This is a genomic window from Pseudomonas sp. TH43 (genome assembly GCF_016650635.1).
Taxonomy (GTDB): Bacteria; Pseudomonadota; Gammaproteobacteria; order Pseudomonadales; family Pseudomonadaceae; genus Aquipseudomonas.
Window position 1 is genome coordinate 1868177 of sequence record NZ_JAEKFI010000004.1, and the last position, 25170, is coordinate 1893346.

General features: G+C 61.2%; 21 protein-coding genes and 1 tRNA gene. 11 read left to right on the top strand and 11 right to left on the bottom strand.

Annotated features, from left to right (window positions below; genetic code table 11):
- Positions 1-63: 63 nt before the first annotated feature.
- On the top strand, positions 64-1458 hold the full coding sequence (locus JFT81_RS24850) for a PLP-dependent aminotransferase family protein (RefSeq protein ID WP_201199521.1): 1395 nt from the start codon (positions 64-66) through the stop codon (positions 1456-1458).
- Positions 1459-1469: 11 nt separating this feature from the next.
- Here the strand turns inward: JFT81_RS24850 and panB are convergent, their stop codons facing one another.
- From panB to JFT81_RS24895, 9 genes are all read right to left on the bottom strand, one after another.
- Positions 1470-2288, bottom strand: a complete 819-nt coding sequence (gene panB, locus JFT81_RS24855) for a 3-methyl-2-oxobutanoate hydroxymethyltransferase (protein WP_201229739.1) — start codon at positions 2286-2288, stop codon at positions 1470-1472.
- Positions 2289-2331: 43 nt separating this feature from the next.
- A complete protein-coding gene (locus JFT81_RS24860) occupies positions 2332-3585 on the bottom strand; it encodes an ATP-grasp domain-containing protein (protein WP_201199523.1) in 1254 nt (417 codons plus the stop codon).
- Positions 3566-4825 (bottom strand): methylaspartate mutase, encoded by a 1260-nt coding sequence (locus JFT81_RS24865; RefSeq protein ID WP_201229740.1) that lies wholly within the window; start codon positions 4823-4825, stop codon positions 3566-3568. The genes JFT81_RS24860 and JFT81_RS24865 overlap by 20 nt, the downstream gene beginning before the upstream one ends.
- A gap of 3 nt (positions 4826-4828) precedes the next feature.
- Positions 4829-6325, bottom strand: coding sequence for a hypothetical protein (locus JFT81_RS24870; RefSeq protein ID WP_201229741.1), 1497 nt, complete (start codon positions 6323-6325; stop codon positions 4829-4831).
- Entirely contained in the window at positions 6322-7560 is a 1239-nt protein-coding gene (locus JFT81_RS24875) for an ATP-grasp domain-containing protein (protein ID WP_201229742.1), read from the bottom strand. Before JFT81_RS24875 ends, JFT81_RS24870 begins: the two co-directional genes overlap by 4 nt.
- Positions 7561-7601: 41 nt before the next feature.
- Positions 7602-8057, bottom strand: coding sequence for a cobalamin B12-binding domain-containing protein (locus JFT81_RS24880; RefSeq protein WP_201199528.1), 456 nt, complete (start codon positions 8055-8057; stop codon positions 7602-7604).
- Positions 8054-9298 carry an MFS transporter gene (locus tag JFT81_RS24885; protein WP_201229743.1) on the bottom strand — a complete coding sequence of 415 codons (1245 nt, stop codon included), beginning with the start codon at positions 9296-9298 and terminating at the stop codon, positions 8054-8056. The genes JFT81_RS24880 and JFT81_RS24885 overlap by 4 nt, the downstream gene beginning before the upstream one ends.
- Positions 9291-10364: an LLM class flavin-dependent oxidoreductase gene (locus tag JFT81_RS24890; RefSeq protein WP_201229745.1), complete on the bottom strand. Its 1074-nt coding sequence runs from the start codon at positions 10362-10364 to the stop codon at positions 9291-9293. The genes JFT81_RS24885 and JFT81_RS24890 overlap by 8 nt, the downstream gene beginning before the upstream one ends.
- A gap of 65 nt (positions 10365-10429) precedes the next feature.
- Positions 10430-11359: an asparagine synthetase A gene (locus tag JFT81_RS24895; RefSeq protein ID WP_201229747.1), complete on the bottom strand. Its 930-nt coding sequence runs from the start codon at positions 11357-11359 to the stop codon at positions 10430-10432.
- A 238-nt stretch (positions 11360-11597) separates the two neighbouring features.
- Between JFT81_RS24895 and JFT81_RS24900 the strand changes: the two genes are divergently transcribed.
- The 7 genes from JFT81_RS24900 to JFT81_RS24930 all read left to right on the top strand — a co-directional run bounded on the left by JFT81_RS24900 (position 11598) and on the right by JFT81_RS24930 (position 19059).
- Positions 11598-12911, top strand: a complete 1314-nt coding sequence (locus JFT81_RS24900) for an MFS transporter (RefSeq protein ID WP_201229749.1) — start codon at positions 11598-11600, stop codon at positions 12909-12911.
- Positions 12912-12961: 50 nt separating this feature from the next.
- Positions 12962-14356 carry an amidase gene (locus JFT81_RS24905; protein ID WP_201229750.1) on the top strand — a complete coding sequence of 465 codons (1395 nt, stop codon included), beginning with the start codon at positions 12962-12964 and terminating at the stop codon, positions 14354-14356.
- 108 nt (positions 14357-14464) lie between these two features.
- A complete protein-coding gene (locus JFT81_RS24910; RefSeq protein WP_242485664.1) occupies positions 14465-15790 on the top strand; it encodes an OprD family outer membrane porin in 1326 nt (441 codons plus the stop codon).
- A 98-nt stretch (positions 15791-15888) separates the two neighbouring features.
- Positions 15889-17574: a VWA domain-containing protein gene (locus tag JFT81_RS24915; RefSeq protein WP_201229756.1), complete on the top strand. Its 1686-nt coding sequence runs from the start codon at positions 15889-15891 to the stop codon at positions 17572-17574.
- Positions 17575-17603: 29 nt separating this feature from the next.
- Positions 17604-18185 (top strand): RNA polymerase sigma factor, encoded by a 582-nt coding sequence (locus tag JFT81_RS24920; RefSeq protein ID WP_201230638.1) that lies wholly within the window; start codon positions 17604-17606, stop codon positions 18183-18185.
- Entirely contained in the window at positions 18182-18778 is a 597-nt protein-coding gene (locus JFT81_RS24925; RefSeq protein ID WP_201199546.1) for a hypothetical protein, read from the top strand. Before JFT81_RS24920 ends, JFT81_RS24925 begins: the two co-directional genes overlap by 4 nt.
- Positions 18779-18798: 20 nt before the next feature.
- Positions 18799-19059 (top strand): hypothetical protein, encoded by a 261-nt coding sequence (locus tag JFT81_RS24930; RefSeq protein ID WP_201229758.1) that lies wholly within the window; start codon positions 18799-18801, stop codon positions 19057-19059.
- Between the two features lie 77 nt (positions 19060-19136).
- Here the strand turns inward: JFT81_RS24930 and JFT81_RS24935 are convergent.
- Positions 19137-19213 (bottom strand) — tRNA-Arg (locus tag JFT81_RS24935).
- A 441-nt stretch (positions 19214-19654) separates the two neighbouring features.
- On the opposite strand from JFT81_RS24935, the gene gabD reads away from it, so the two are divergent.
- The 3 genes from gabD (at position 19655) to JFT81_RS24950 (ending at position 23913) form a co-directional block, all read left to right on the top strand.
- On the top strand, positions 19655-21097 hold the full coding sequence (gabD, locus tag JFT81_RS24940; RefSeq protein WP_095191630.1) for an NADP-dependent succinate-semialdehyde dehydrogenase: 1443 nt from the start codon (positions 19655-19657) through the stop codon (positions 21095-21097).
- A 185-nt stretch (positions 21098-21282) separates the two neighbouring features.
- A complete protein-coding gene (gabT, locus tag JFT81_RS24945; protein WP_008080000.1) occupies positions 21283-22560 on the top strand; it encodes a 4-aminobutyrate--2-oxoglutarate transaminase in 1278 nt (425 codons plus the stop codon).
- Positions 22561-22701: 141 nt separating this feature from the next.
- Entirely contained in the window at positions 22702-23913 is a 1212-nt protein-coding gene (locus JFT81_RS24950) for a response regulator (protein WP_201229760.1), read from the top strand.
- A 67-nt stretch (positions 23914-23980) separates the two neighbouring features.
- On the opposite strand, the gene JFT81_RS24955 is transcribed toward JFT81_RS24950, so the two are convergent.
- Positions 23981-24979: a sensor domain-containing diguanylate cyclase gene (locus tag JFT81_RS24955; RefSeq protein WP_201229762.1), complete on the bottom strand. Its 999-nt coding sequence runs from the start codon at positions 24977-24979 to the stop codon at positions 23981-23983.
- Positions 24980-25170 lie beyond the last annotated feature (191 nt).

Consider the following 25170-nt stretch of genomic DNA (forward strand, 5'->3'; position numbering starts at 1 on the left):
CGTGGTCTTGACCTCAAGGAGCAGGCGCAGTACCTAACGCACCAGGATTTAAAGCGATTGAGCATGAACCCAAGTAAAGATTCGACATTCGCCTATCAGGCCGTTTACAGCTATCTCGTCGAACTGATCGAAGCCGCCAGCCCCGAGGGAGAGCAGAAACTGCCGTCACTGCGGCAATTGGCGCAGCGTTTGAACGTGTCGGTGTCGACGACCAAGTACGCCTATTCACTCCTGGAAGACCAGGGGCGCATCTACGCCCGGCCCAAGCTTGGTTACTACACCAAAGCGATGCATTCGGCATTGGTCAGCGAGGGATCGCCGAACCTGCTCGACAGTGTTTTCGCCAGTGCCCGGCAACCCGGCATGCTCGCGCTCAGCAGCGATGCGCCAGCCATGTTGCTGTCGCTGGAGAACCCGTTGCTGATGACCGAGCGCGAGCTGACGCGCCAGTACCCGCGCTCTCATGCGCCGCTCTATCAACCGTTTGGCGAAATCGAGTTGCGCAGCGTTCTGGCTGATCGCTACACCCGTTCGACGCGTTGCTACTGGCGTGCCGAGCACGTGTATATCGGTTCCGACCTGCGCAGCGTGCTCGAGTTATCCCTCGAAGCCTTACAGTTGACCGGCACCGTGGCACTGGTGGAGTCGCCGTGTTCGTGGGCGATTTTGCGCCAACTGCACGCAGCGAAGATCCGTGTGATCGAAGTGCCGCTGGGTGACGATGGTCGCTTCGACTTGCCGCAGCTCCAGCTGTTGTTGCAGCGCGAGCCCATCAGCCTCGCCGTGTTGTCGTCGACTGTGAGTATTCCCCACGGCAGCCTGATGCCGGCCGAGGACAAGAAGCTGATCTGCCGCTGGTTGGCCGAACGGCGCGTCTGGCTGTTTGAAAATGACAGCTACGGCGATTTCTGTTTCGAGCCGGACGCCACGCGTTACCGGGACTTTGCCGACCCGGAGCGGCTGGTGGTGTTTTCGACGTTCGACAAGATCATCGGCTCGGAAGCCCCGTACGGCTATGTATTGAGTCGGTTTCAGGGGCCTGAACTGCATCGTCTGTTTCTCGAGCGGGCCTTTCGTTTGTCGCCAATTCGGCAAAAGGCGATTGCCCGGTTGTTCACCACGCGGCGGATCGATCAGCACACGCAGATGTTGCGCAGTCTGTTGATCGGTCGCATGCAACGCATGCAAGACATGCTGCACGAACACACCGAAGGCCAGTTGCGTATTGTCGCGCCGCTGGGCGGCGCTGCGTTCTGGGTGGAAGCCACGCGGCCGGTGAACATGCGCCGAGTGTTCGAGCGCCTGTTGGCCAAACGCATCGTCATCGCTCCCGGCGAAATATTCAGCCAGCAAGGGGCCTGGCAGCATCACCTGCGCCTGAGCTACACCATCGACTGGAGCAAGGATATTATCCACGCGTTGAAGATGCTGACTCAGGCGATCCAGGATGAGAGCTGAGGCCCCGGCGTTCAATTGACGCCATAGCAGTGCTTGGGCTCGGGGAAGGTGCCATCGCGGACTTCTTTGGCGAACGCTTCGCAAGCCTGGCTGATCAGCGCGCCGACGTCGGCGTATTGCTTGACGAAGCGTGGCACGTGGTCGCCGCCGAGCCCGAGCATATCCTCGGTCACCAGCACCTGGCCGTCGCACGCCGGTGAAGCACCAATGCCGATGGTCGGCATCGGCGAAAAGTCGGTCACCCGTCGTGCCAGGCTTTCGGCAACGCCTTCAAGCAGCAAGCTGAAAGCGCCCGCTTCCAGGTGCGCGCGTGCATCGGCTTCAATCGCCAGCGCGGCGGTCTCGTTCATGCCTTGAGCCTTGAAGCCACCCATGGCGTTCACGTATTGCGGCATCAGGCCAATATGCGCCATCACCGGAATGCCGCGTTTGACCAGGAACTCCACGGTCTCGGCGAGCACCGCGCCACCTTCCAGCTTGAGTGCGTCGCAGCCGGTGCGCGCCATGACTTGCGCACAGTTGCGGTAGGCCTGCTGCGGCGACTCCTGGTAACTGCCGAACGGCATGTCGGCAATCACACAGGCCAGTCGCGTGCTGCTGACGACCGCGCGGGTGTGCGCGATGATTTCCTCCAGACTCATGTCGAGGGTCGAGGTACGGCCATAACCGACCATGGCAGTGGAGTCACCCACCAGGATGAAGTCAACAATGGGGTCCATCAACTTGGCGATATGGCTTGTATACGCGGTCAGGGAGACAATTTTCTGTTGTCCCTTCATCGCGACCAGTTGAGGAACACTCAGTCGTTTGGTTCGGGTATGCAGGCTCATGGCTCTCTTCCTTGTTGCGCCCCGTGGTCGGGGCTGTCTGTGGTTACAACCAATCCCTTTCCCATCCACGCCAGGCGTCGTAGTCGGCGTCGATGCGTTCGAGTTGCGGGTGCAGCAGAAACACCGCCCCCGGGGAACTGTTGAGGTCGACGGTGGGGGCAATCCTTGCCCCTTCACCGAAGCGGAATCTGACGTTATGAAAACTCGGCAAGGCTTCCAGGCGCTGGCGCGCCGTGCTTTGCGCGAACACGCCTGGGCGGTGGGCGATCAGGTTCAAACCACGGGCGTGCTGCAACAGTCGATAGCGTTTTGGCCATTGCGCCAGTTGTTGCGGTTGCACGTAGCTGAGGCAGGTCAGGGCCACCTGATCATTGCCGGTCGCGGCTTGCAGGGCTGGCGGGCAGGCCAGGCCGGAGAGGCGCGCGCCGGTTTCCAGCAGGCGCGGGCCGTTGGCGGTCAGGATCAGTTCGGTATGCGCCGGGCCGTGCACGATGCCCAATGCATCGAGCACGCCTTCGACATAGTCGAGTATCGCCGGCAGCTCGCGGGCCTCGGCCGGCAGCAGGTCTTCGCGGTCGTAGATTTTGCGGCCGTCGGCGGCGAACGTCTTGGTGCATTTCCAGACGTCGGTGATCCAGTGTTCGCCGCCATGGCTGACGCTGTTGATCACGTATTCGTCGCCGCTCAGGTATTCCTGCAACAGCACGGACTGGTTGTTGAGCATCATCAGGTTGGTGGCGCCGAGGATCGACTCGATGGCGGCCTGCAACTGTTGCGCGTCATGGCAAATGAACACGTTGTCGGAACCGGCACTGTCGAGTGGCTTGGCGACGACACTGGCGCCGCCCCGAGCCTTGAACCACGCCAGCGCACGGGGTAGTGAACTGGTGCGCAACTGCGCAGCTACCGGCAGCCCGGCCTCGCCCACGCGTTCAGCCATCAGTGATTTGTCGCGACGGGCGGCGGAGGTGGCGGGATCATTGCCCGGCAGGCCGAGGCGGGCGGCAAGCAGATCGGCCAGTTCGACACCGAATTCGCTGCCGGTCAGCACCGCCGCCGGTTGTTGTGCGGCGAGTCTGGCGACCAACGCTTCAAGGCCTTCGTCGGCGACGCTGTAGTCCTCGGCAAACAGCTCCTGAGGGCAGCTCGCGGCGAACGCGCCGGGCATCTGCGCGCGGGAACGCACATGTAGCAGGCGGCGCTGCCCGGCCAGTGAACGGGCCAGCAGCGAGCCGGTGGAGTACGCGTCGACCAGAATCAACGGTGCGAGGCTGGAATCAATGCAAGGGTTGGTCATAACGATTCACCGTGTAATGCAACATCTGAAACAGTTCGGAGGAGCTGACGCCGGGGCCGTTCAGCGACCAGCCGCTGGCGCGCGGCAACGCCAGGCCACCGGTGTTGCCCCAGCGCAGCGCGCCGTTGTCATCGATACGGGTGGTGGCGCGGCCGGGGTTGTCCGGGTGCAGGCAGTAAGGAATGTCGAGCAAGCCGCGGGCGAAGGCCTGGATCAATGCCAGGCCGATATCGGCATGCAGATTGAGCACGCTTTCCACCAGTCGTCGGGCTTCGAAGAGGGTTTCCTCGTAGTAGTCGGCGCTGCTCGCATCGATCGTCGGTAGGTCACCGGCCGCCACGTCGGCGGCCATACGCAGGGCATCGAGGTTGTCGTCGACGGAAGGAATCTGCCGCGATTCGGCGACGGTCTTGACGATCAGCCGCTCGCAACCGGCGGCGCGGGTCAGGCGCGCGCTGTCGCAAATCAAGCGCCGCGCACCATGGTTTGTCGTCGGGAATACGCCCATGTAGGAATACACCACGACATGCCAGTGAGCGCCGTGCAGATACTCGGCGGCCAACTCGCGCAGTGCCCGTAACGCGCCGAAATCCTGCTCCATCGAAGTGCCTTGGGCGTAGCTGAGCGAGACTCCGCGAACCCCGTGCTGGCGGAAAAACAACGCTTCGAGCAATGTCATGGCGATCAGCAGCGAGGGCGGACACAGCTGCCCCAACAGGCAGCCACCAAAACTTTCGATGTGTGCATGCTCGGTCGCACCCGCAAGGAGCTGACAGCTTTCGGCCCAGGCGCTGACCGCCTCGGCCAGCGGCAAGCGACTGTACGGCATGCAATACGACACCGGCCCGCCTTCGGTAGCATCAAGCCCCAATGCGGCCAGGCGTTGGAACACGTTTTGCGGTTTGGCGGTGCCGTGCCGGATCTGGATCGGAAATTCGGCGCCGTAAAGCCCGGCGAGCATGCTGCGCACCGCCTCGATCGGGTGGCTGATGATCGGGAAACCGTTCATCGGCGCCGAACTGTTGAGGCACTGCAAAGCACTCTGGTAATCGCCGACTCGCGTGTAGCTGTCGAGGGTGATCGTGCCGATGGCCGCGCAGGGCAGGGCGGCGACACTGGCCAGCCCGGCGCGCATCTGGTTGAGCGCGCCGAAGCCCATGCGCGGTTGCACCACCAGTTCGTCGCGGGCGCGGGCACGCTCGATGAATTGTTCAAAATGGCCGCCGCTGAACGCTGTCATGCCTCAGCGTCCCGAAACCAGTTCGACCACGGTTTCGCCGGTGGCCGGGTCGTAGCGGCTGATCCGGCCTTTGTGCGGATCGCCGGCACGAACCCGGGCGATCAGCGTCGCGTCGCTGTCAAAATCGATCCGTTGATGCGCGTACAGGCTGCGCAATGCCGGCAACGGCAAGCCACTGACCTGACTCAGCCATTGGCTGAGGGTCGGCTCGTTGTGCTCGCCGGCGAGGATCCGGTGCAGGTCGTCGAGGTTGACCAGATGCTGCGCGTGGCAGAGCCCGAGAAAGCTGGAGAGCTCGCGGCCACGGTCAACGAACGGGGCAAACTGCATGCAGACCAGTTGCGCTTCATCAAGGCCAAACGCCTGCTCGGCGAAGCGCGCGGCGAGAGTGCGGCGTGCTTGCATGCCCTGTTCGTCGGCATACGCGGCCATGGCCAGATCGATCAGGCGCTGGGGCATTTCCTTTTTGCGCATCAGCGCCTGCGCCAGTTCGAGGTATTCGGCTATGCCCTGGTTGTAACTGCGGCCCTGCACGTACTCGGCTTTGAGGCCACGAAAGTGCGCCATCAACATCGGGTTGGCACAGTCCGACTCGGTGAAACTGAACGCCAGTTCTTCGAAGCGGAAATCGAGAAACTCAGTAATCAGTTCCCAGTGATCCTCGACCTTGTAGCTGACCAGATCGTAAATGCTGACGAACGCCGGATCGGCATGTTCATCACCGCAGGCGACGCGACGCTCCTCGCGCTGTTGATCGAAACCTTCGCCGAACAGCTCGACGAAATAGCTCTGGGCCACGCCATCCAGCGCTTGCAGAAGTCCGCGAAAACCCTGGCGGCGGCACTCGTCGACATTCAGGCCCAGACGCTGCGCCAGGCGCATGATCCAGGTGAAATAGTGTTTCTGTTCCTTGCGCGAGTCGCCGGTAACCACCGCATTGACGCCGCCCTGCCACCACGCCGCCCGCCCGTAGAAATCAGCCACGGCCAGGTTGCAGCTGTTGCAGAAAGTCGGCCGCCCGTCGCCGGCGGTGCGATGGCCATTCATTAACACGTCGAAACGGTTCATCGCCTGCACGTCGTCAGGGAACGGCAGATGACGCTCAAACGCGCGGATCTGCTGGTGATCGACCACCAGCATTTCCACCCGAGGGTCGTCGAACAGGTGCAGGGCGCGGTAGACCCGATCGATGTTTGCCATCACCGCATCCGGGACACCGGCGTGGCGCATGTTGGCGATGCGCAACTGGAAGGTGCGGCCGTGCAGCACCGACAGATGCAACTGCGTAGCGCGCAGCATCGCCACGGTATACGAGCTGTCCTTGCCACCGCCGTAAGCAACCATCAGTTTGTAATCAGGCAGCCCATCGAGACCGCCGGCGGCATCGATCAAGCGGTCGCCGATGGTCGCGACGGCGCGACGTTCGTCGGCGCGCAGATAGTGATTCAGCTCACCCAGCAACGGTTCGTCGTTCCAGGCTTGGGAGGAGGTGGCGTTCATAGCGGTACCGCCTGAAATTGGAACGTTTGGGTGGCGTGATGAATATTGCTTTCAGTGGCGCTCTCGCTGCCGCCAACAAAAATGAAACGTCCGCTGTGCAACGCGTCATAGCTGCCCCCGGCTTCGAGGATTTGTCCGGGTTCGGGCAGCAACTCGCGCCACAGGTTGGGCACTGTTCCGCGCAGCGTTTGCGCGTGCACGACGCGGCACGGCAACTGGGCGGGTTTGGGAATGACCAGCCAGCCGCCACTTGGATCGTCGTCGTTGGCCGGCAGCGGCACCTGATCGCCGGCGAGGCGACGCAGCCAGTGCTCGTAAAGATTGACCCCGAAGACCTTGTTGATCAGGTGCGGAACTTCACTGCCACCGACCCGCGCACCGACTTCGAGAAATACCAGTGACTCGTCCGCCTCAACGAAGATCTCCAGATGGAACGCGGTGCAGCGCAAATTCAGTGCGCGCATGATCTGTTGGCTGAACGCCTCGATCCGCGTGCGCAGCGGCGACGCCTGGACAATCACCGAGCCCAACGGCTGCGCCTTGGTAAAATCCAGGCAACTGTTGATGTAGCGCGATACCACTTGAAACGGCACGCTGCCATCGACGTCGGCGAAGCCATCGATGTGATAGGTCTGGCCGTGCATGAAGGCTTCGATCTCGTAACGCGAGAGGTCGATGGTGTTGAGCAGGTCGTGCAGCGCAGATTCGTTTTCGACCTTCTCCACGCCCATGCTCGCGGCACCGTCCACCGGTTTGACGATCACCGGGAAACCGATCTCGCGGGCAAAGTGCAATGCCTGCTCAACCGAGTGGCAGCGCGCAAATGCCGGCACCGGCAAGCCCTGGGCCTGAAGGATTTCCTTCATGCGGGCCTTGTCGCGGTACACCGCCACTTCGTTCGGCCCATCGCCGGGAATGTTCAGGGTCTGGCGCACGCGAGCGGCGATTTCCAGGGTGAACTCGGACAGCGCGATCAACTGATCGACCGGGCCAACGCGGTCGATGACTTCCTGTACCGCACCCAGCAGTTGTTCATATTGATTGACGTCGGCGACCTGCACTTGATGAGCAATCTGCTGCGCCGGGGCGAGCACGCCTTGGGCGCCGAGGCCATCGACCACGTAGCTGATGCGGTGCTGTTGATGATCGAAGAAGTCTTCGTAGCGAGTCAGTTCGTTGTCCCAGCGGCGCTCATCACGAAAGCGCGGCCAGCGGTTGACGATAACGATATGCATCGTGGTGATCCTTGATTGAGCGAAGTCAGCCGTGGTGGGGATCAACCCCAGGACGGCACGCTAATGGCGGGTGCGGGTTCAGCGTCGGCGGGTGCGTGCAACGTGCCGAGGTAGCCACTGAAGGAGTCGATCGCGTCGGGGCCGACGAATACCTGGTTGTAGCCGGCCTCGATCAACGGTTGGCGAACCACCAGGGTTTCCTCTTCGGAAGTGGTCAGCTTGCCGCCGATCACGCAGGGCAAATGCGGGTGCTTCCGGCGCACCTGGCGAATCAGCTCCAGGCCTTGCGAGTAGCCGTGGCCGTTGACGCTGCTGACCACCAGCAGGTGCGTGCGACGCTGCTCGAGTGCCGTGAGCACGGCGTCGATCGGCGTGCAGCTGCCAAGGTTTTTCACGTTCAAACCATGCTCGGCGAGCCACAGTTGCAAATACACCAGGTTCCACATGTGCGAGTCGGACTCGACCGTGGCGAGCAGGCAGTGCGGCAGGGCTTTCATTGGGATGCCTCCATGGCGAGCGACGGACCACCCAAGGCCAGCTGGAAACGCCGGGTGGTCAAGATGAACAGCAGAGTGCCGGGGACGGTCAGCACCAGTGCCAGCACCAGAATCAGCACTTGTGCGCCGTAAACGTGGCCGACGCTGGCGGTCAACAGGCCGCCCAGCGGATAGGACAGCAGGTTGACCAGATAAAACGGCCCCATGACTTTGCCCAGGTGGGCTCTCTCGATCGCTTTGATCCGCTGCGTACGGTTGAACACGTTGAACAACGCACAACCGGCCATGGCCAGCAGAAAGCTCAGCGCATACAGCAACACGCCGTTGGCCACGCCCATGCAGATCAAGCCCAGGCACAGCAAGGCGAAGCCCAGCGCACCCAGTCGATAAATCGACATGCGCGCCAACAGCCGCGGCACCAGAATGAAGTTCAGCAGGCCCAAGGCGCCGGCCCCGGCGTTCATCAGACCGAACACACCGTCGGCGGCGCTGAATACCCCACTGATGACAAACGCGTTGGCGCTCAGCACCGCAGCGAATGCCAGGTTGATGGTGAAGTTGAGGCCGGCCAGGGTCAGCACCGGCGGGTTGCCGAGCAGCAGGCGCCAGCCGAGGGCCAGATCCTTGAACACGCTGCTCGGACCGCTGGCAGGTGTTCGTGCTGTTGGCAGGCCTCTCCAGAACAGCGCCGCGGCAACCAGCGCCACGGCTGCCAGACCCAGCAACCAGCGTTTGTCGGTGTACATCGCCAGGCCGGCGGCGAGTGCCGGGCCGAGCGCCATGGCCAGCAGCTCCATGTTCTGCACCAGCGACTGACAGTGCGCGAGACGCTCGGTACCGGCGATCAGCGGCACGCTTTTTTCAACCGCCATGCGCACCGGCGCCATCAACACCGAGAGCACGATACCGTTGCCGATCAATGCCCAGATCATCCACTGCGGCTGATACCAGCAGATCCACAGGGTGATGCCCAGACTCAAGCCGCGCGCGGTGTTGGCTGCGCGAAACAGCAGGCGACCGCCGAAGCGGTCGGCGAGCAGGCCGGCGAACGGATAGGCGATCAGTGCCGGCAGCCATTCAAGGGCAAACGCGACGCCGGAATAGCGCACGTTGCCGGTCAGTTGGTAAATCATCAGTGGCACGGCAAACAGCACGGTCTGTTCTGCCAGCAACGCGCACAACAGCCCGGCACCGAACCAGCGAATTGCACTGCTGCGAGCATCGACGCTGGCCTCAGGCATGATCGCGATCCCAGACCATTTCCAGTTCGCGCAAATAGGGCAGCACGTACTTGCAGAAACGGCGCATTTCGTCGCGGGTTGGCCAGCCGGAGAAAATGAACTCGCTGACGCCGACTTTCTTGTACTCGAACAAGTATTCGGCGACTTCCTGGTAGCTCCCGACCACACATAACGCAGGGCCGCCGCGATACGCCACCGCGCCCGACCAGAGCATCGGCGACAGCCAGTCGTGCTGCGCTTTCTCCGCCAGGCGGAACGAGGTTTTCACCGCTTCCGAATCGCAACGGCCGACAAATTCACGGACCCATTCACGGTGCTGCTCGTCAGGGTTTTCCATCATGCTTTCGACGGCCGCCAGCGCTTCTTCGCGGGTTTCGCGAGCGAGCACGTGCATGCGGATACCCACCGAGCAACCCGACTCCAGAACAGTGCGGCTGGCCTCGGCAATGCCTTCAGGCGTATCGCCGTAACGCAGCCAGCAATCGCTGTGCTTGATGGCGATCTGTTGAGCAATGTCGGAGGCGCCGCTGAGGTAAATACGCGGGCGCTCGGCGTCCTTGAACGGCAGGCCCAACTGAGCTTTTTCGATGCGGTAGTGGGCGCCGTGATAGGTCAGCGGTGATTCGCCGTTCCAGAATCGATGCAGGATGTCGAGGAATTCGCCGGTGCGCTCATAGCGTCCGTCGTGGGCAACGAAGTCGCCGTAATAGGCTTGCTCATCCGGCGAAATACCGGCCACAAGATTGAGTGAAATGCGCTTGTCGGACATCCACGAAACGGTGTTGACGATCTGCGTGAACAAGGTCGGCGGCACCAGGCCGGGACGGTAGGCCAGAATGAATTTGACCCGCTCGGTCTCGCGGACCAGCGCGCCAATCATCGGCAACGGATCGGGCATGTGATAGCTGATGCCCATCAACAGCGAGTCGATGCCCAGCTCATCGGCTTCCTGGGCAAAGTCGACGATACCGGCAAAGTCGAGGGCGCCGGTGTTGTACTTTTCCGAGGCCTTTTGCTGACCGCTGTCTAGCGGTGAGCACCAGTGAATGCGCAGTGGTGCAGACATTGTGTTTCTCCATGGCACAGCCTGCCGCCGCCGGAGCGGGAGCAGGCGTGGTGAATCAGTCCGGATCAGAACAGGAAGCTGGTACCGACGGTGCGGTCGAACAGCGCCACGTCGCGGATGCGCCGCTTGCCGCAAATGAATTTGAGCAGGCGCTCGATGCCCAGGCCACCACCGGCGCTTGGGTGCAACAAGCCACGGCGAGCGACTTCCAGGTAGTTGGCGAACGGCTCAAGGTCCATCGACAGTTCGTTCATGCGGTAGAAGATCTGCTCGTATTCGAACTCGCGCTCGGCACCCGAAAGGGCTTCGCCGTAGCCATCGGGATAGATCAGGTCATAGTTGTTGTAGGCACCGCGTTTGCCCGGGGTTTCGCGATCGTAAAACTCGCGGCGGTAGTTGGTGACGAAGAACGGCGTATGCGCTTTCGCCGACATGATTTTCTCGAAGTCATCGCCATGCTCGGCGCGCAGTTCGTCGGAGCTGTAGATCGGGAACGCCGTGGCGAAGTGCGGCAGTTGGCGGCCAAGCTGTGCGAGCTCGGCGGCGCAGTGTTGGCTGACTTCGCTGAACACATGCTTGATCAGGCCTTCGATCAGGGCCATGACCTGGTGCATGTCGCCATCGCGGATCTCGAAATCGAACTGCGAGAACTCCAGCAGGTGGTTCTCGGAATCCTTGATCTCGGCCTTTTCCAGACGAATGTTCGGCGCAACGATAAAGATCTTTTCGTGGCCCTTGGCGGTCAGTGCCAACTGCTTGTGGAAGATCATGCTGGCCGTCAGTTTCAGACGGCGTTCTTCGTACTGGATTTCGGCCGGATACACCGCGTGGTTCAACGGATCGGTGATCGGCGACATCAGGATCGGCATCAACTGTTTGAAGTCGCGCTCGAGCAGATATTGCTGCAAGGCTTGAAGGACGCGTCCCCGGATGATGGCAATGGATTCTATGTCTGGATTAGCAAAATCGACGAAGTTACGTGTAATTTCTTCCATGATTGGCCAAATATTCAGGGAGTTAGGGAGGCCCTGATTATTGTTTAATCGAACGAAAACTCAATGTACAGATTTCCACTAAAAAGCAGCACAGAGCTCGGGTTTGGTTGTCCGACGACGCTTTTGCATGGACGATATCGCGCTGCTGAAATTGATCAGGTGGCGCACGAGTGGGCAGGTTCATGGCGAACTTCGCTGGCCGGCGTCGCTCTCTCATTCGTCTATTCAGAGTTGGCCCATGACTGCCCTTAACGGCTCGCGACCCCATCAGTTTTCCAGGTCTGACTACAAGACCCTGGGCCTTGCCGCCCTTGGCGGTGCCCTGGAAATCTATGATTTCATCATCTTCGTGTTTTTTGCGCTGACCCTCAGCCAACTGTTCTTTCCGCCAGAGATGCCGGAATGGCTGAGACTGCTGCAAAGCTTCGGGATTTTCGTCACTGGCTACCTGGCGCGACCGCTGGGCGGGATCCTGATGGCGCACTTTGCCGATCAGTTGGGACGCAAACGGGTGTTCAGTCTGAGCATTCTGATGATGGCGTTGCCTTGCCTGCTGATCGGCATCATGCCGACCTACGAACACATCGGTTATTTCGCTCCCTTGTTATTGCTGGTCCTGCGGGTGCTGCAAGGCGCGGCGGTGGGTGGTGAAGTGCCGAGCGCCTGGGTGTTCGTCGCTGAGCACGCGCCGGAGGGGCATCGTGGCTACGCCTTGGGGTTTCTCCAGGCCGGACTGACCTTCGGTTATTTGCTCGGCGCGCTGACCGCGACACTGCTGGCGCAACTGTTTACTCCCGCGGAAATTCTCGATTACGCCTGGCGCTTGCCGTTTTTGCTCGGTGGGTTGTTCGGCGTGATCGGCGTCTGGCTGCGTCGCTGGCTGAGCGAGACGCCCGTGTTCGTGGCGTTGCAGGCACGCCGTGAGGCGGATGCCGAGTTGCCGTTGCGCACCGTGTTGCGCGAGCACCGGCACCGCTTGTGGCCGGCCTTCATTTTGACCTGCGTGCTGACGTCGGCGGTGGTGGTGCTGGTGGTGATCACCCCGACCGTCATGCAAAAGAGCTTTGGCATGACCCCCAGCCACACGTTTGGTCTGAGCAGTCTGGGCATCGTCTTTCTCAATATTGGCTGCGTGATCGCCGGGTTGATCGTCGACCGCATCGGCGCCTGGCGCACGGTCAAGCTTTACAGCGTATTGCTGCCGGTCGGTATTGCCGTGCTTTATGGCTGCCTGATCAGCGGTGGCAGTTGGCTGGGGCTGGCGTATGCGCTGGCGGGTTTGAGCTGCGGCGTGGTTGGCGCCGTGCCGTCGGTGATGGTCAGCCTGTTTCCGGCGCATATCCGTGTGTCGGGCATTTCCTTTACCTACAACATTGCCTACGCGCTGTGGGCGAGCACCACACCGTTGTTGCTGATCGCACTGATGCCATGGAGCCCTTGGGTGTGCGTGGTGTACTGCGTGGTGATGGGCGCGGTGGGTGTCGGTTGCGCCACGTATTTTGGCGGGCGCGAGCCCGTTCATAAGGCACCGTCGCTGGTGCCGGAGCGTTGAGGCAGTCGTTGCAGGATGGGCTCCCTGGGTCTGGCACGGATGGCTATTGGATGATGGATTTACATGATTTACCGGCGACGCAATTGCTGGCCTTGTTCGCCAGTCGCGAGTTGTCCCCGCTGGAGTATTACGATCACCTGCTGGCCCACATCGAACGTTGGGAGCCGAGCATCGGTGCCCTTTACGCGTTCAATCCGCAGCGTGTCCGCGAGCAGGCGCGTGCGTCGAGCGAACGTTGGAGCAAAGGCGCGCCGCGCGGCTGGCTCGACGGTGTGCCCGTGACGCTCAAGGAACTGATCGCCACCCAAGGCGATTGCATTCCTCAGGGGTCTCGCGCCAGCACCTTGGTGGCCGCGACCGAAGACGCACCGCCGGCTGCGCGCATGCGTGAAAGCGGAGCGATCATCCTCGGCAAAACCACGGTGCCGGACTTCGGCATGCTGTCGTCGGGACTGTCGAGTTTCCATGGCATCACCCGCAACCCTTGGGACGTTTCCTGTAATCCGGGAGGTTCGAGTTCCGGCGCAGCCGCTGCGGCGGCAGCCGGTTATGGCCCGCTGCATGTCGGTACCGACATCGGTGGATCGGTGCGGCTGCCGGCGGGCTGGTGTGGCCTGGTGGGGTTCAAGCCAACCCTGGGGCGGATTCCCATTGATCCCTATTACACCGGTCGCTGTGCCGGGCCGATGACGCGCACGGTCGATGACTGCGCATTGATGATGGGATATCTGGCGCAACCGGATGCTCGCGACGCTACCAGCCTTGCGGCGCAGCTGCTGGATTGGGACCTGCAACTGCCGTCGATGCATGGTTTGAAAATTGGCTTGATGCTCGATCCCGGTTGCGGCTTCCAGCCCGACAGCGAAGTGTGTGACGCCGTGCGTCAGGCTGCACGGTTATTCGAAGCCAATGGTGCACAAGTGGAATTGATCGGGCCGGTGATGGATCGGCGCTTGCTCGATGGTCTCGATGACTTCTGGCGTGCCCGCCAGTTGTCGCAGTTGCAAGCCCTGAGCCCGGAGCAACGCGGCAAGGTTCTGCCCTACATCGAAGAGTGGGCCGCGACGGCAGCGCAGATGAACGCGGTACAAGCCGTCGAAGGTTTCAACCAGACGTTCGAAATTCGTCGGCGCTGCGCCACGGTGTTCAACGATCTGGACCTGGTGTTGTCGCCGACCAATCAGGTCAGCAGCTTCCCGGCCGAGTGGCCTTCGCCGGGCAACGACCCGCGCCAGCCTTTCGAACACATAGTGTTCACCGTGCCGTGGAACATGGGCGAGCAACCGGCCCTGTCGATCAACTGCGGGTTTACCACGCAGGGCATGCCGATCGGCCTGCAAATGATTGCCCCACGGTTCGCCGATCAGTGGTTGTTGAAGTGCGCCAAGGCTTACGAAAACTGGCGCGGTCCGATCAAACACTGGCCGTCCGCGCCGCCTCGCTGATACCCGATGGTTGTGGTGTACCGCTCATGCGCCCGGCGCCTGCGCGGTGCGCCTTATTTTTACAGGCACGTTCCGATGAAATCACATGCACCTCGCGCAATGATCGCGATGCTGGCTGTCGTCCAGCCCGGCTGGGCCGCCGAACCGGTGGCGCCGCAGGATCAAGCCACCGGGCTGCTGGATGGCAGCCACCTGAACCTTAATTTGCGTCACTACTATTCCAATCAGCACACCCAGCGCAGCACGCACCTGGTGATCAAAAAGGATGGCGTCGCAGAGCCAACCCGCGAGCGCGTCACGTGGGTGCAGACCGCCATGCTCAACTACAGCTCCGGCTACACCGAGGGCTTGATCGGCGTGGGTGTCGATGCGGCGTTGTTCAGCGCTGTCACGCTTGAGCGTGGCCATGGCGCGGTCGCCAACGGTGGTGACCGTGTGCTGGTCGACAGCAATGGCGACGCCCTGCCGACCTGGAGTCGTCTGGGGGTGGGTGACTTGAAGCTGCGCGTATCGAGCAGCGAACTCAAGGCCGGCCGGATGCTCACGGAAAACCCGATCCTGCGTTACAAAGACAACCGTGCCTTGCCGTCGACTTTTCAGGGCGTTGCGATCAACAGCAACGAGCTCGACTGGCTGGCGCTGCAAGCGGGCAGTTTCGAGCGCGCCATCCCGCGTACCGGCAGTGGCAGCGAGCGCCTCACTACAACCTTCGGCAATCGCGCCTACAGCGGTTCGCGCATCAGTTACCTGGGAGGCACCGCCACCGCGCCGGCCGGGCTGACACTCAGCGCCTACGGCTCGCGTTTCGAAGACATGTGGCAACAATATTATCTGGGCGCGACCCACGTGGTCGGCAATCGCGCGGATCTGGCCCTGAAAACCAGTTTCAACTACTACCGTACCCGCGATCAGGGCGAACAGCGTTTGGGCTACATCGACAACGACGCCTACAGTCTGGCAATGACGGCCGCCCACGGCGCCCATGGCCTGACCGCGGCGTGGCAGCAGGTGTTCGGCGACGAATACTTTGACTATGTGTGGGAGTCCACCGGCAACTACATGGCCAACTCACTGTACTCGGACTACAACGGCCCGAACGAAAGGTCCTGGCAGTTGCGCTACGACCTTGATCTGGCCACTTATGGTGTCCCGGGCCTGACCGCCAGCCTCTGGCACGCCAAGGGTTGGGGCATCGACGGCACGCATTACAGCGGTGATCGCAACGGCCACAACACCGGCTACAACGTGCGTGGGCTCGACGGTGCCAAGCACAACGAAAACGGCTTGATGGTTGCCTATGTCGTGCAGTCCGGCAGGCTGAAAAACACCGTGTTGCGCAGCATTGTCTACAACCACCGGGAAAGTGGCGGACAGATCGACGGCAGCTACGACGAGTTCCGCCTGGTGGCGAACGTGCCGTTCAATCTGTTTTGATTTATCCCCGGTAAATTTTTTTCAACGGGGTTAACCCGAATCGGAAGGGCTGGCCGTCTCAGTGGATGAATGCTCAATTTCATCCCGAGGTCAGCCCCATGTCCCTTCCTCTGCCTTTCTTGCGCCCTGTTGCGGTCGGTGTTTTGCTGGCCTTCGGTGGCTGTGGTGTGCCCACCCCTCCGGAATCCGCCGCGGTGCCGCCACCGGCGCAACCTGAGGTGCTGGCTCAACACGAAGCGCTAATGGCGGGAGGGGCGATGGCCAAGCGCATGGCGCATCCGGCGCCGATGGCCAGTTTCGTGGCAATGCCCAGTGCCGACAGTTATCCGCAGGGCTATCGCGACGAGCCGCGCGAGCAGTATCAAAAACTTGCCGACAACCCGATCCACAGTGTCGCCGAGACGCCGGTTTCAACCTTCAGCGCCGACGTCGACAGCGGTGCTTACGCTAACGTCCGTCGCTTGCTCAATCAGGGACGGCTACCGCCGGAAGGCGCCGTGCGACTGGAGGAAATGGTCAATTACTTCCCCTACGATTACGCCTTGCCCAGCGACGGCTCGCCCTTTGGCGTGACCACCGAATTGGCCGCGTCACCGTGGAATCCGCACACGCGGCTGCTGCGCATCGGCATCAAGGCCTCCGACCGCGCGGTGGCGGAATTGGCCCCGGCCAATCTGGTGTTTTTGGTCGATGTGTCCGGCTCGATGGATCGTCGCGAAGGCCTGCCGATGGTCAAAAGCACGTTGAAACTGCTGGTCGATCAATTGCGCGAGCAGGATCGTGTGTCGCTGGTGGTGTATGCCGGCGAATCGAGAGTGGTGCTGGAGCCCACTTCCGGACGGGAAAAAGCGAAAATTCGTACAGCTATCGATCAGTTGACGGCGGGCGGTTCGACCGCGGGTGCCTCAGGCATTGAGCTGGCCTACCAAATGGCCCAGCAGGCGTTCATGCCCACAGGCATCAACCGCATCCTGCTGGCCACCGATGGCGACTTCAACGTCGGCGTCAGCGACTTCGACAGCCTCAAGCAAATGGCTGTGGATAAACGCAAAACCGGGATTTCCCTGACCACCCTGGGTTTCGGTGTGGATAACTACAATGAACACTTGATGGAACAACTGGCCGACGCTGGCGATGGCAACTACGCCTACATCGACAACCTGCGCGAGGCGCGCAAAGTGTTGGTCGATCAGCTCAGCTCGACCCTTGCCGTGGTGGCGAAAAACGTCAAATTGCAGGTGGAGTTCAACCCGGCGCAGGTCAGCGAGTATCGCCTGCTCGGCTACGAAAACCGTGCGTTGAAACGTGAGGACTTCAGCAATGACAAAGTCGATGCCGGCGAAATCGGCGCAGGCCACACCGTGACTGCGCTCTACGAAATTGTCCCGGCGGGCGAGAAGGGTTGGCTGGAGCCGCTGCGCTACGGTAAATCGAGTGCGGCTGAGTCCGAAAAGAACGGAGAATTGGCGATGCTGCGTGTGCGTTATCAACAACCTGACGGTGGGAAAAGTCTGCTGATCGAGCGCCCGATCGCCAATCAGGTCGCACCCGCCAGCGGAGACCTGCGTTTTGCCGCAGCAGTTGCGGCGTTTTCTCAGCAGCTCAAGGACGGTCGCTACACCGGTGATTTCAGCCTGAGAGACACCGAAGCGCTGGCCCGCGGCGCGAGGGGCGACGACCGGTTCGGCTTGCGTAACGAGTTCGTGCAACTGGTCGAACTGGCGCAAAGCCTGCGCACTGCTACCGCATCGAACGCGATGGCCACTGAGCGACGGATTGAATAGTGAGTCGGCTGAAGGGTTTTATCAGTCAGCTGTTCGCCTCTGCGCACAGCTCAACCGCCAACAGCGATGAAGCGCTGTTGGCGCGCTATCGCGAGGGCGACGGCGCGGCGTTCGAGATTTTGTACGCCCGCCATCGTCAGGGCCTGTATCGATTTTTGCTTGGCTTGAGCGGCAAACCCGAGCTGGCCGACGAGGTCTTTCAGGAGACTTGGCTGAGCCTGATTCGCAGCGCCAGTCAGCCACAAGGCCGGGCGACTTTTCGTACGTGGCTGTTCCAGATTGCCCGCAATCGTCTGATCGATCATTGGCGCAAGCACGGCGCCCAACAACCGCTGCACGACAGTTACGACGAGCAGGCGCATGCGCTCAGCGACGAAGCCAGCGATCCTGCACAATTGCTGAGCCTCAGCCGCGACAGCCAGCGCCTGGAAAACGCCCTGCAAGCCTTGCCCGCCGAACAACGCGAAGTGTTCCTGCTGCGCGCCCACGGCGATCTTGACCTGGCACAAATCGCCAGCCTCACCGAAACACCGCTGGAAACCGTCAAAAGCCGCCTGCGCTACGCCCAGCAAAAACTGCGTCGGCTGCTGGCCGAGGAGGTACTGACATGACTGACGCCCGCAAGACACCCGAAGATCCGCTGATCAACCATGTCCGCGAACAGCATGACGGCGAGCCGCCCGCGCACCTCGATGCATTCATTTTGAATGCCGCGCGCCGCGAAACCCCGGCCGTGTCACCGACGCTGGGGCAACGCTGGCTTCAGGCCTGCCGTAAACCACGCTGGCAAGTGGCATTCGCCAGTCTGGTCGGCGTCGCCTTGATGCTGTCGCTGGTGCAACGCGTGCCCGAACCGCAGCGCCAGTACGACTACGCCCCGGCCCCAAGTCTCGCCGTGCCGATGGCCGAGGAGGGCGGTGCACAACTGCACCGCTTGTCCGCCCCGGCCAGTGCCATGCCGGCTCCGGCGCCGATGATGGAAATGGCCAAACCGATGCAAAGCGAAGCGCTCAGCGCTGACGAAACCAAGTTCAGCAAACGTGCCGCAGCGCCAGCCAACGGCCTCGACGCGCAACTGCGCGAAGTCCTGCGCCTGCGCGAATCCGGCCAGTCGCAAGCGGCCGACAGCCTGTTCAACAACCTGCACAAACGCTACCCGAACGCCGATCTCGACACCCGACTCGAACAGTTGCAGGAAAAATGACCTCCTGAACCCTCAGCCATTTGGCATTGCCCCGCAAAAACGCGCAATATCGGGCCATTGCCAATACGCTGGAGGACAACGTGGCATCGAAAATTGACCGCATTGCCCAACTGCTCGACAACCCGGAAATACGCCGGGCGATTACCGAGGCGCGTAAGGAGTTTCTGCTGAACCAGCCGGAAGAAGATGTCGTTGATGAAGACGAGGTTTTTGAGGAGGAGGCTGGGGAGGAAGAAGAGCATGACGACGATTACGATGAGTTTGACTGGACGACGGAGTAGCGTCGTTCGATTGTCTTTTCATTGGCCACAAAAAAGCCCCGGACCATCACAGTCCGGGGCTTTCTCGTTTAAATCAATGGTGCACCAGGCGGGATTCGAACCCACGACCCCTGCCTTCGGAGGGCAGTACTCTATCCAGCTGAGCTACTGGTGCAGCGGGCGACATCATACCTAGGTCGGCTCGGGGCGTCCATGCTGGGTTTTGGCGTGGATTGTGAGTGCGCGTGTCGGTTGAAATCGCTGCATTCCATAAAGCTGTAACGTCCTGCAAAACCCTCGCTTGGCGCTTCGGTGTGGTTGATCTAAGGTTTTGTTGCGGCGAAGGCTTTTGGCGCGTTGATCTGAAAATTTCCACAAACGCGGCGTTTTTGTTCTTTTTTTCGAACGACCTATTGTCCTTTACCCCCTTTGATCCTACGATCCGTTTGAGATTTCAAACGCTCTTTGCTGGGTGTTGCAGCGCTGGTGGTTCGAAATGTCCACGGTTGATGCGCCACACCCGGTCACTGATTTCCCTGACGGCAGCCTTGCGAGGCGCCTTTCTACAATCATAATTTGCTCCGCGCAGGCCGCGGTGCTGTTAAGGAAAGCCGACATGCAGCTTAAAGACACCCAGTTGTTCCGCCAGCAAGCCTTCATTGATGGCGCTTGGGTTGATGCGGACAACGGTCAGACGATCAAGGTCAATAACCCGGCCACCGGCGAAATCCTCGGTACCGTGCCAAAAATGGGCGCCGCCGAAACCCGCCGTGCCATCGAAGCCGCTGACAAGGCGCTGCCGGCCTGGCGTGCACTGACCGCCAAGGAGCGTGCAGGCAAGCTGCGTCGTTGGTTCGAACTGATGATCGAGAACCAGGACGACCTCGCTCGCCTGATGACCCTCGAACAGGGCAAGCCGCTGGCCGAAGCCAAGGGCGAAATCGTTTACGCCGCTTCGTTCATCGAGTGGTTCGCCGAAGAAGCCAAGCGCATCTACGGTGACGTGATCCCGGGCCACCAGCCAGACAAACGCCTGATCGTGATCAAGCAGCCAATCGGCGTGACCGCAGCGATCACTCCGTGGAACTTCCCGGCGGCGATGATCACCCGTAAAGCCGGTCCAGCGCTGGCGGCCGGTTGCACCATGGTGCTCAAGCCTGCTTCGCAAACTCCGTTTTCCGCTTTCGCCCTGGCCGAACTGGCTCAGCGTGCCGGCATTCCTGCGGGCGTATTCAGCGTGGTCTCCGGCAGTGCTGGCGACATCGGCAGCGAGCTGACCAGCAACCCGATCGTGCGCAAACTGTCCTTCACCGGTTCGACCGAAATCGGTCGTCAACTGATGGCGGAATGTGCCAAGGACATCAAGAAAGTCTCGCTGGAACTGGGCGGCAATGCGCCGTTCATCGTGTTCGACGACGCGGACCTGGATAAGGCCGTCGAAGGCGCGATCATTTCCAAGTACCGCAACAACGGCCAGACCTGCGTCTGCGCCAACCGCCTGTACATTCAGGATTCGGTCTACGACGCGTTCGCCGAGAAGCTGAAAGTGGCAGTCGCCAAGCTGAAGATCGGTAACGGTCTGGAAGACGGCACCACCACGGGCCCGCTGATCGACGAAAAAGCCGTGGCCAAGGTGCAGGAACACATTGCTGACGCTGTAGCCAAAGGCGCTACCGTGCTGGCCGGTGGCAAGGCGATGGAAGGCAACTTCTTCGAGCCGACCATTCTGACCAACGTGCCGAAAAACGCAGCCGTGGCCAAGGAAGAAACCTTCGGCCCACTGGCGCCGCTGTTCCGCTTCAAAGACGAAGCCGAAGTGATCGCGATGTCCAACGACACCGAGTTCGGTCTCGCTTCGTACTTCTACGCTCGCGACCTGGGCCGTGTGTTCCGTGTGGCGGAAGCGCTGGAATACGGCATGGTTGGCGTCAACACCGGGCTGATCTCCAACGAAGTCGCGCCGTTCGGCGGCATCAAGGCCTCGGGCCTGGGCCGTGAAGGCTCCAAGTACGGCATCGAAGATTACCTGGAAATCAAATACCTCTGCCTGGGCATCTAAGCCGAGAAAGAGATCGCTGCAAACGCAAAGGGCACGAGAGCGCTGTCCCTTTGCGTCGTTTCAAACCGGAATTTTCTCTGCGGCCGGGAACGCCGTGGCAGTCGATCATCGCATGCTGCCACCGTCGCTTCCTCCCGCTTAATCCTTGAACCACGCCGCCCGATGAGCGGCGAATGAGGACTGTAATGAGCAAGACTAACGCTGAACTGATGGCCCGCCGTACCGCTGCTGTACCACGTGGCGTCGGCCAGATTCACCCGATCTTCGCCGAGTCCGCGAAGAACGCTACCGTGACTGACGTTGAAGGTCGTGAGTTCATCGACTTCGCTGGCGGTATCGCGGTGCTGAATACCGGCCACGTGCACCCGAAAATCATCGCCGCCGTGACCGAACAGCTGAACAAGCTGACCCACACTTGCTTCCAGGTTCTGGCCTACGAGCCGTACGTAGAAGTGTGCGAAAAGATCAACGCCAAGATCCCGGGTGATTTCGCCAAGAAAACCCTGCTGGTCACCACCGGTTCCGAAGCCGTAGAAAACGCCGTGAAAATCGCCCGTGCCGCCACTGGCCGCGCTGGCGTGATCGCCTTCACCGGCGCTTACCACGGTCGCACCATGATGACCCTGGGCCTGACCGGTAAAGTCGTGCCTTACTCGGCCGGCATGGGCCTGATGCCAGGCGGCATCTTCCGCGCGCTGTACCCGAACGAACTGCACGGCGTGAGCATCGACGACTCGATCGCTTCCATCGAACGCATCTTCAAGAACGACGCCGAGCCGAAAGACATCGCCGCGATCATCATCGAGCCGGTACAGGGTGAAGGTGGTTTCTACGTCGCGCCGAAGGAATTCATGAAGCGTCTGCGCGCACTGTGCGACCAGCACGGCATCCTGCTGATCGCTGACGAAGTACAGACCGGCGCTGGCCGTACCGGTACGTTCTTCGCCATGGAACAGATGGGCGTTGCTGCCGACCTGACCACCTTCGCCAAATCCATCGCTGGCGGCTTCCCGCTGGCCGGTGTTTGCGGCAAGGCCGAATACATGGACGCCATCGCTCCAGGCGGCCTCGGCGGCACCTACGCCGGTAGCCCGATCGCTTGCGCCGCGGCCCTGGCCGTGATGGAAGTGTTTGAAGAAGAAAACCTGCTGGATCGCTGCAAGGCAGTCGGCGAGCGTCTGGTAACCGGCCTGAAAGCCATCCAGGCCAAGTACCCGGTCATCGGCGAAGTCCGTGCCTTGGGCGCGATGATCGCGGTCGAGTTGTTCGAAAACGGCGACAGCCACAAACCAAACGCTGCTGCAGTAGCGTCGGTTGTGGCCAAGGCGCGCGACAAGGGCCTGATCCTGCTGTCGTGCGGCACTTACGGCAACGTGCTGCGCGTACTCGTACCGCTGACTTCGCCGGACGAGCAACTGGACAAAGGCCTGGCGATCATCGAAGAGTGCTTCTCCGAGCTGTAATGCCCGGCGCTGTGTGATCGGATCGACAAAAAACCCGCCTCGGCGGGTTTTTTTACGCCCCTTGAAACACATCGGGCGCTTTAGCGCTGTATCGAATGGCCAGCATTGGCTAAGGTTCAGGCATTGCAAGGGAGAGCGCGCATGACTGCCGTTGAATTACCCGCCGTACCCCGAGTGCTGATTGCCGAGGCTGATCCATGGTCTCGTGACTTGCTCAAACAAGTGTTGCTGAACGTGCGTTGCGATGCTCGTGTCGATTTGTGTGCCGATGGCCAGCAGGCCTTGGACCTGCTGCGTGACGTGCCCTATGACCTGGCGATCGTTGACTGGGAATTGCCCGGCACCGACGGTCTCAACGTGCTGCGCAGCGTGCGTCAGCGCAAACGCAATCCGCCGCTGCCGTTCATTTTGATGAGCAGTCGCACTGACAGCGCCAGCGTGCGCGAAGCCCTGCCGCTGGCGCCGACCGCCTACCTTGCCAAACCGCTGAACATGGAAAGCCTGACCGACCGCTTGCAGGGTTTGCTGCTCAATGCTGGCGAGGAGGTATTTTGCGAAGTACCGGCCCTGGCATCGGGCATGACCTTGTCGGTGTTTCTTGAGCGGCGCCGTGAGCAGGCCGATGGTGCGCCGTTGATGACTGATGTGCAGGTGGCAGTCAAACGCAGCCTGAATCCCAATGGGCTGGACCTGAAGCTGCTGGAAGAAGAGATTCGCACCGATCCGCAGATCACGGCCGTGTTGATTGCCGCCGCCAATAGCGCCGCGCAACACCATGGCGCGCCGGTGCAGACCCTGGCGCAGGCACTGCAGCGCTTGGGCACCGGGCAGAGCATGAACCTGATTCTGGGGCTGGCGCTCAAGCGCAGTGCCAGGCTCAGCGACCCGTGTCTGGCTGACTATGCCGAGCGTTACTGGGGACTGTCGCTGCACACCGCTGAATATGCGCGCACCTTGGCGCGCTTGCTCGATCTCGATCAGGAGCGCTGCTATTGCGCGGGCATACTGCATCGCCTCGGTGATCTGGCATTGCTGCGTTGTTTACAGGAATGGCAGCAGGCCGGTGGAGAGCTGGATGAGTTGGAGGAGGTCGGCGAAGCACTGGCAGAATTTGGCGCGGCCTATGGTTCGGCGCTGCGAGCCCGCTGGCGTTTGCCGCTGGAGTTGCGTGAGTTGATTGCCGCGGTCTACCAGCTCGGTGGCGGGGTGTATTCGCGTGAGGCGCTGGTGATGAACATGGCGGCGCAGATGGCCCATCTGACCGAGCGCGAAGGCATAGAGGAACTGGCCAAGAGCCGCACGGCACGGCTGCTCAAGATCGGCTTGCCGGAGTTGATACGAATGCGCAAATAACCTGACTTACACAACCCGGAGCCTTTGTGGTGGGGGGATAAATCCCCCCACCACAAATGCCTACAAATCAAATGATTCGTGCGCAGATAATGCGGTTCTTGCCCTGGCGCTTGGCCTCGTACATCGCCGCGTCCGCACGGGCGAACAGGCTGTCGAGGTTTTCATCTGCCTCGGTGAGGCTGGTCAGACCCTGGCTGACGGTGATGCCGAACGTCTGGGCGTCATGGCTGAAACTCAAACGCTGAATCTCCTGTTGCAGCCGCTCGGCCACCTGCATGGCCATGTCCGGCGCACATCCTGGAAACACGGCGGCAAACTCTTCCCCGCCAATCCGCCCGAACAGATCGCCCCGGCGTAACGAACCGCGCCCGCACTCGGCGATTTTTTGCAGCACGTTGTCACCCTCGGGATGGCCGTAGCTGTCGTTGATCAGTTTGAAGTCATCGATATCCAGCAACAGAAACGCCAGTGGCAAGCCTTGCAGGCGCGCCTCTTCAAACGCGCGATTGGCGCATTCGAAAAAGTGTCGACGGTTGCTGCTTTGGGTCAGTACGTCGGTGGTCGCCAGGCGATGCAGTTCGGTTTCCATCTGCTTCTTGTCGGTGATGTCCTCGGCGATGCCGACAATGATCACCGGTTGCCCCGGTTCGTCCTGACGATTGATGAAGCATTTGTCGCTGAGCCAGCGCACCGAGCCATCAGCGGCGATGATCCGATATTCGCGATCTTCCACCGCGCCTTTGTGCAGGACGTCGGCGAGGCTGCGCTCGGCGTATTCAAGGTCATCGGGATAGATGCTGTCGCGCCACTGATTGTGGTCAGCGAGTAGAAGCCCGGCAGAGCGGCCGAAAATTCGTTCATACGCAGGGCTGACGTAAAGCACCTGGCGGGTTTCCCAATTGAAGGCCCAAAGCACGGCGTTGACGCTGACCAGCAGCGAGCTGAACAGCTGTTCGCGTTCGCTCAGCCGCGCGACTTCGCCTTGGGCGTGCATCAATGCCATGAGGGTTTGCGCGGCCTCGGGCCACTGCGCAAGGGATGAGTCTTTTTGATTGTTATTGACCATCGGCACTCGTCTCAAAGGGCGTGCCGGGAGTTCGACAACAGCCACAGTACAGCCCGCCGGGGTGGCGAAGTGTCTTTGAGATAGGGGATTTTTAGCTTAGTTCCCACTGGGTGTGGGGTTCCGCCAGGCGGTAAATTGCCACTGCCGCTAGGGGACTGGTGGTAATCCTGCAGGAGCCGCAGGCTGCGATC

Excerpts from the sequence above, each read along its gene's own strand:
- JFT81_RS24850 (WP_201199521.1), top strand. The coding sequence starts at position 64 with ATGAACCCAAGTAAAGATTCGACATTCGCCTATCAGGCCGTTTACAGC.
- panB (WP_201229739.1), bottom strand. The coding sequence starts at position 2,288 with ATGAGCCTGCATACCCGAACCAAACGACTGAGTGTTCCTCAACTGGTC.
- JFT81_RS24860 (WP_201199523.1), bottom strand. The coding sequence starts at position 3,585 with ATGACCAACCCTTGCATTGATTCCAGCCTCGCACCGTTGATTCTGGTC.
- JFT81_RS24865 (WP_201229740.1), bottom strand. The coding sequence starts at position 4,825 with ATGACAGCGTTCAGCGGCGGCCATTTTGAACAATTCATCGAGCGTGCC.
- JFT81_RS24870 (WP_201229741.1), bottom strand. The coding sequence starts at position 6,325 with ATGAACGCCACCTCCTCCCAAGCCTGGAACGACGAACCGTTGCTGGGT.
- JFT81_RS24875 (WP_201229742.1), bottom strand. The coding sequence starts at position 7,560 with ATGCATATCGTTATCGTCAACCGCTGGCCGCGCTTTCGTGATGAGCGC.
- JFT81_RS24880 (WP_201199528.1), bottom strand. The coding sequence starts at position 8,057 with ATGAAAGCCCTGCCGCACTGCCTGCTCGCCACGGTCGAGTCCGACTCG.
- JFT81_RS24885 (WP_201229743.1), bottom strand. The coding sequence starts at position 9,298 with ATGCCTGAGGCCAGCGTCGATGCTCGCAGCAGTGCAATTCGCTGGTTC.
- JFT81_RS24890 (WP_201229745.1), bottom strand. The coding sequence starts at position 10,364 with ATGTCTGCACCACTGCGCATTCACTGGTGCTCACCGCTAGACAGCGGT.
- JFT81_RS24895 (WP_201229747.1), bottom strand. The coding sequence starts at position 11,359 with ATGGAAGAAATTACACGTAACTTCGTCGATTTTGCTAATCCAGACATA.
- JFT81_RS24900 (WP_201229749.1), top strand. The coding sequence starts at position 11,598 with ATGACTGCCCTTAACGGCTCGCGACCCCATCAGTTTTCCAGGTCTGAC.
- JFT81_RS24905 (WP_201229750.1), top strand. The coding sequence starts at position 12,962 with ATGATGGATTTACATGATTTACCGGCGACGCAATTGCTGGCCTTGTTC.
- JFT81_RS24910 (WP_242485664.1), top strand. The coding sequence starts at position 14,465 with ATGCTGGCTGTCGTCCAGCCCGGCTGGGCCGCCGAACCGGTGGCGCCG.
- JFT81_RS24915 (WP_201229756.1), top strand. The coding sequence starts at position 15,889 with ATGTCCCTTCCTCTGCCTTTCTTGCGCCCTGTTGCGGTCGGTGTTTTG.
- JFT81_RS24925 (WP_201199546.1), top strand. The coding sequence starts at position 18,182 with ATGACTGACGCCCGCAAGACACCCGAAGATCCGCTGATCAACCATGTC.
- gabD (WP_095191630.1), top strand. The coding sequence starts at position 19,655 with ATGCAGCTTAAAGACACCCAGTTGTTCCGCCAGCAAGCCTTCATTGAT.
- gabT (WP_008080000.1), top strand. The coding sequence starts at position 21,283 with ATGAGCAAGACTAACGCTGAACTGATGGCCCGCCGTACCGCTGCTGTA.
- JFT81_RS24950 (WP_201229760.1), top strand. The coding sequence starts at position 22,702 with ATGACTGCCGTTGAATTACCCGCCGTACCCCGAGTGCTGATTGCCGAG.
- JFT81_RS24955 (WP_201229762.1), bottom strand. The coding sequence starts at position 24,979 with ATGGTCAATAACAATCAAAAAGACTCATCCCTTGCGCAGTGGCCCGAG.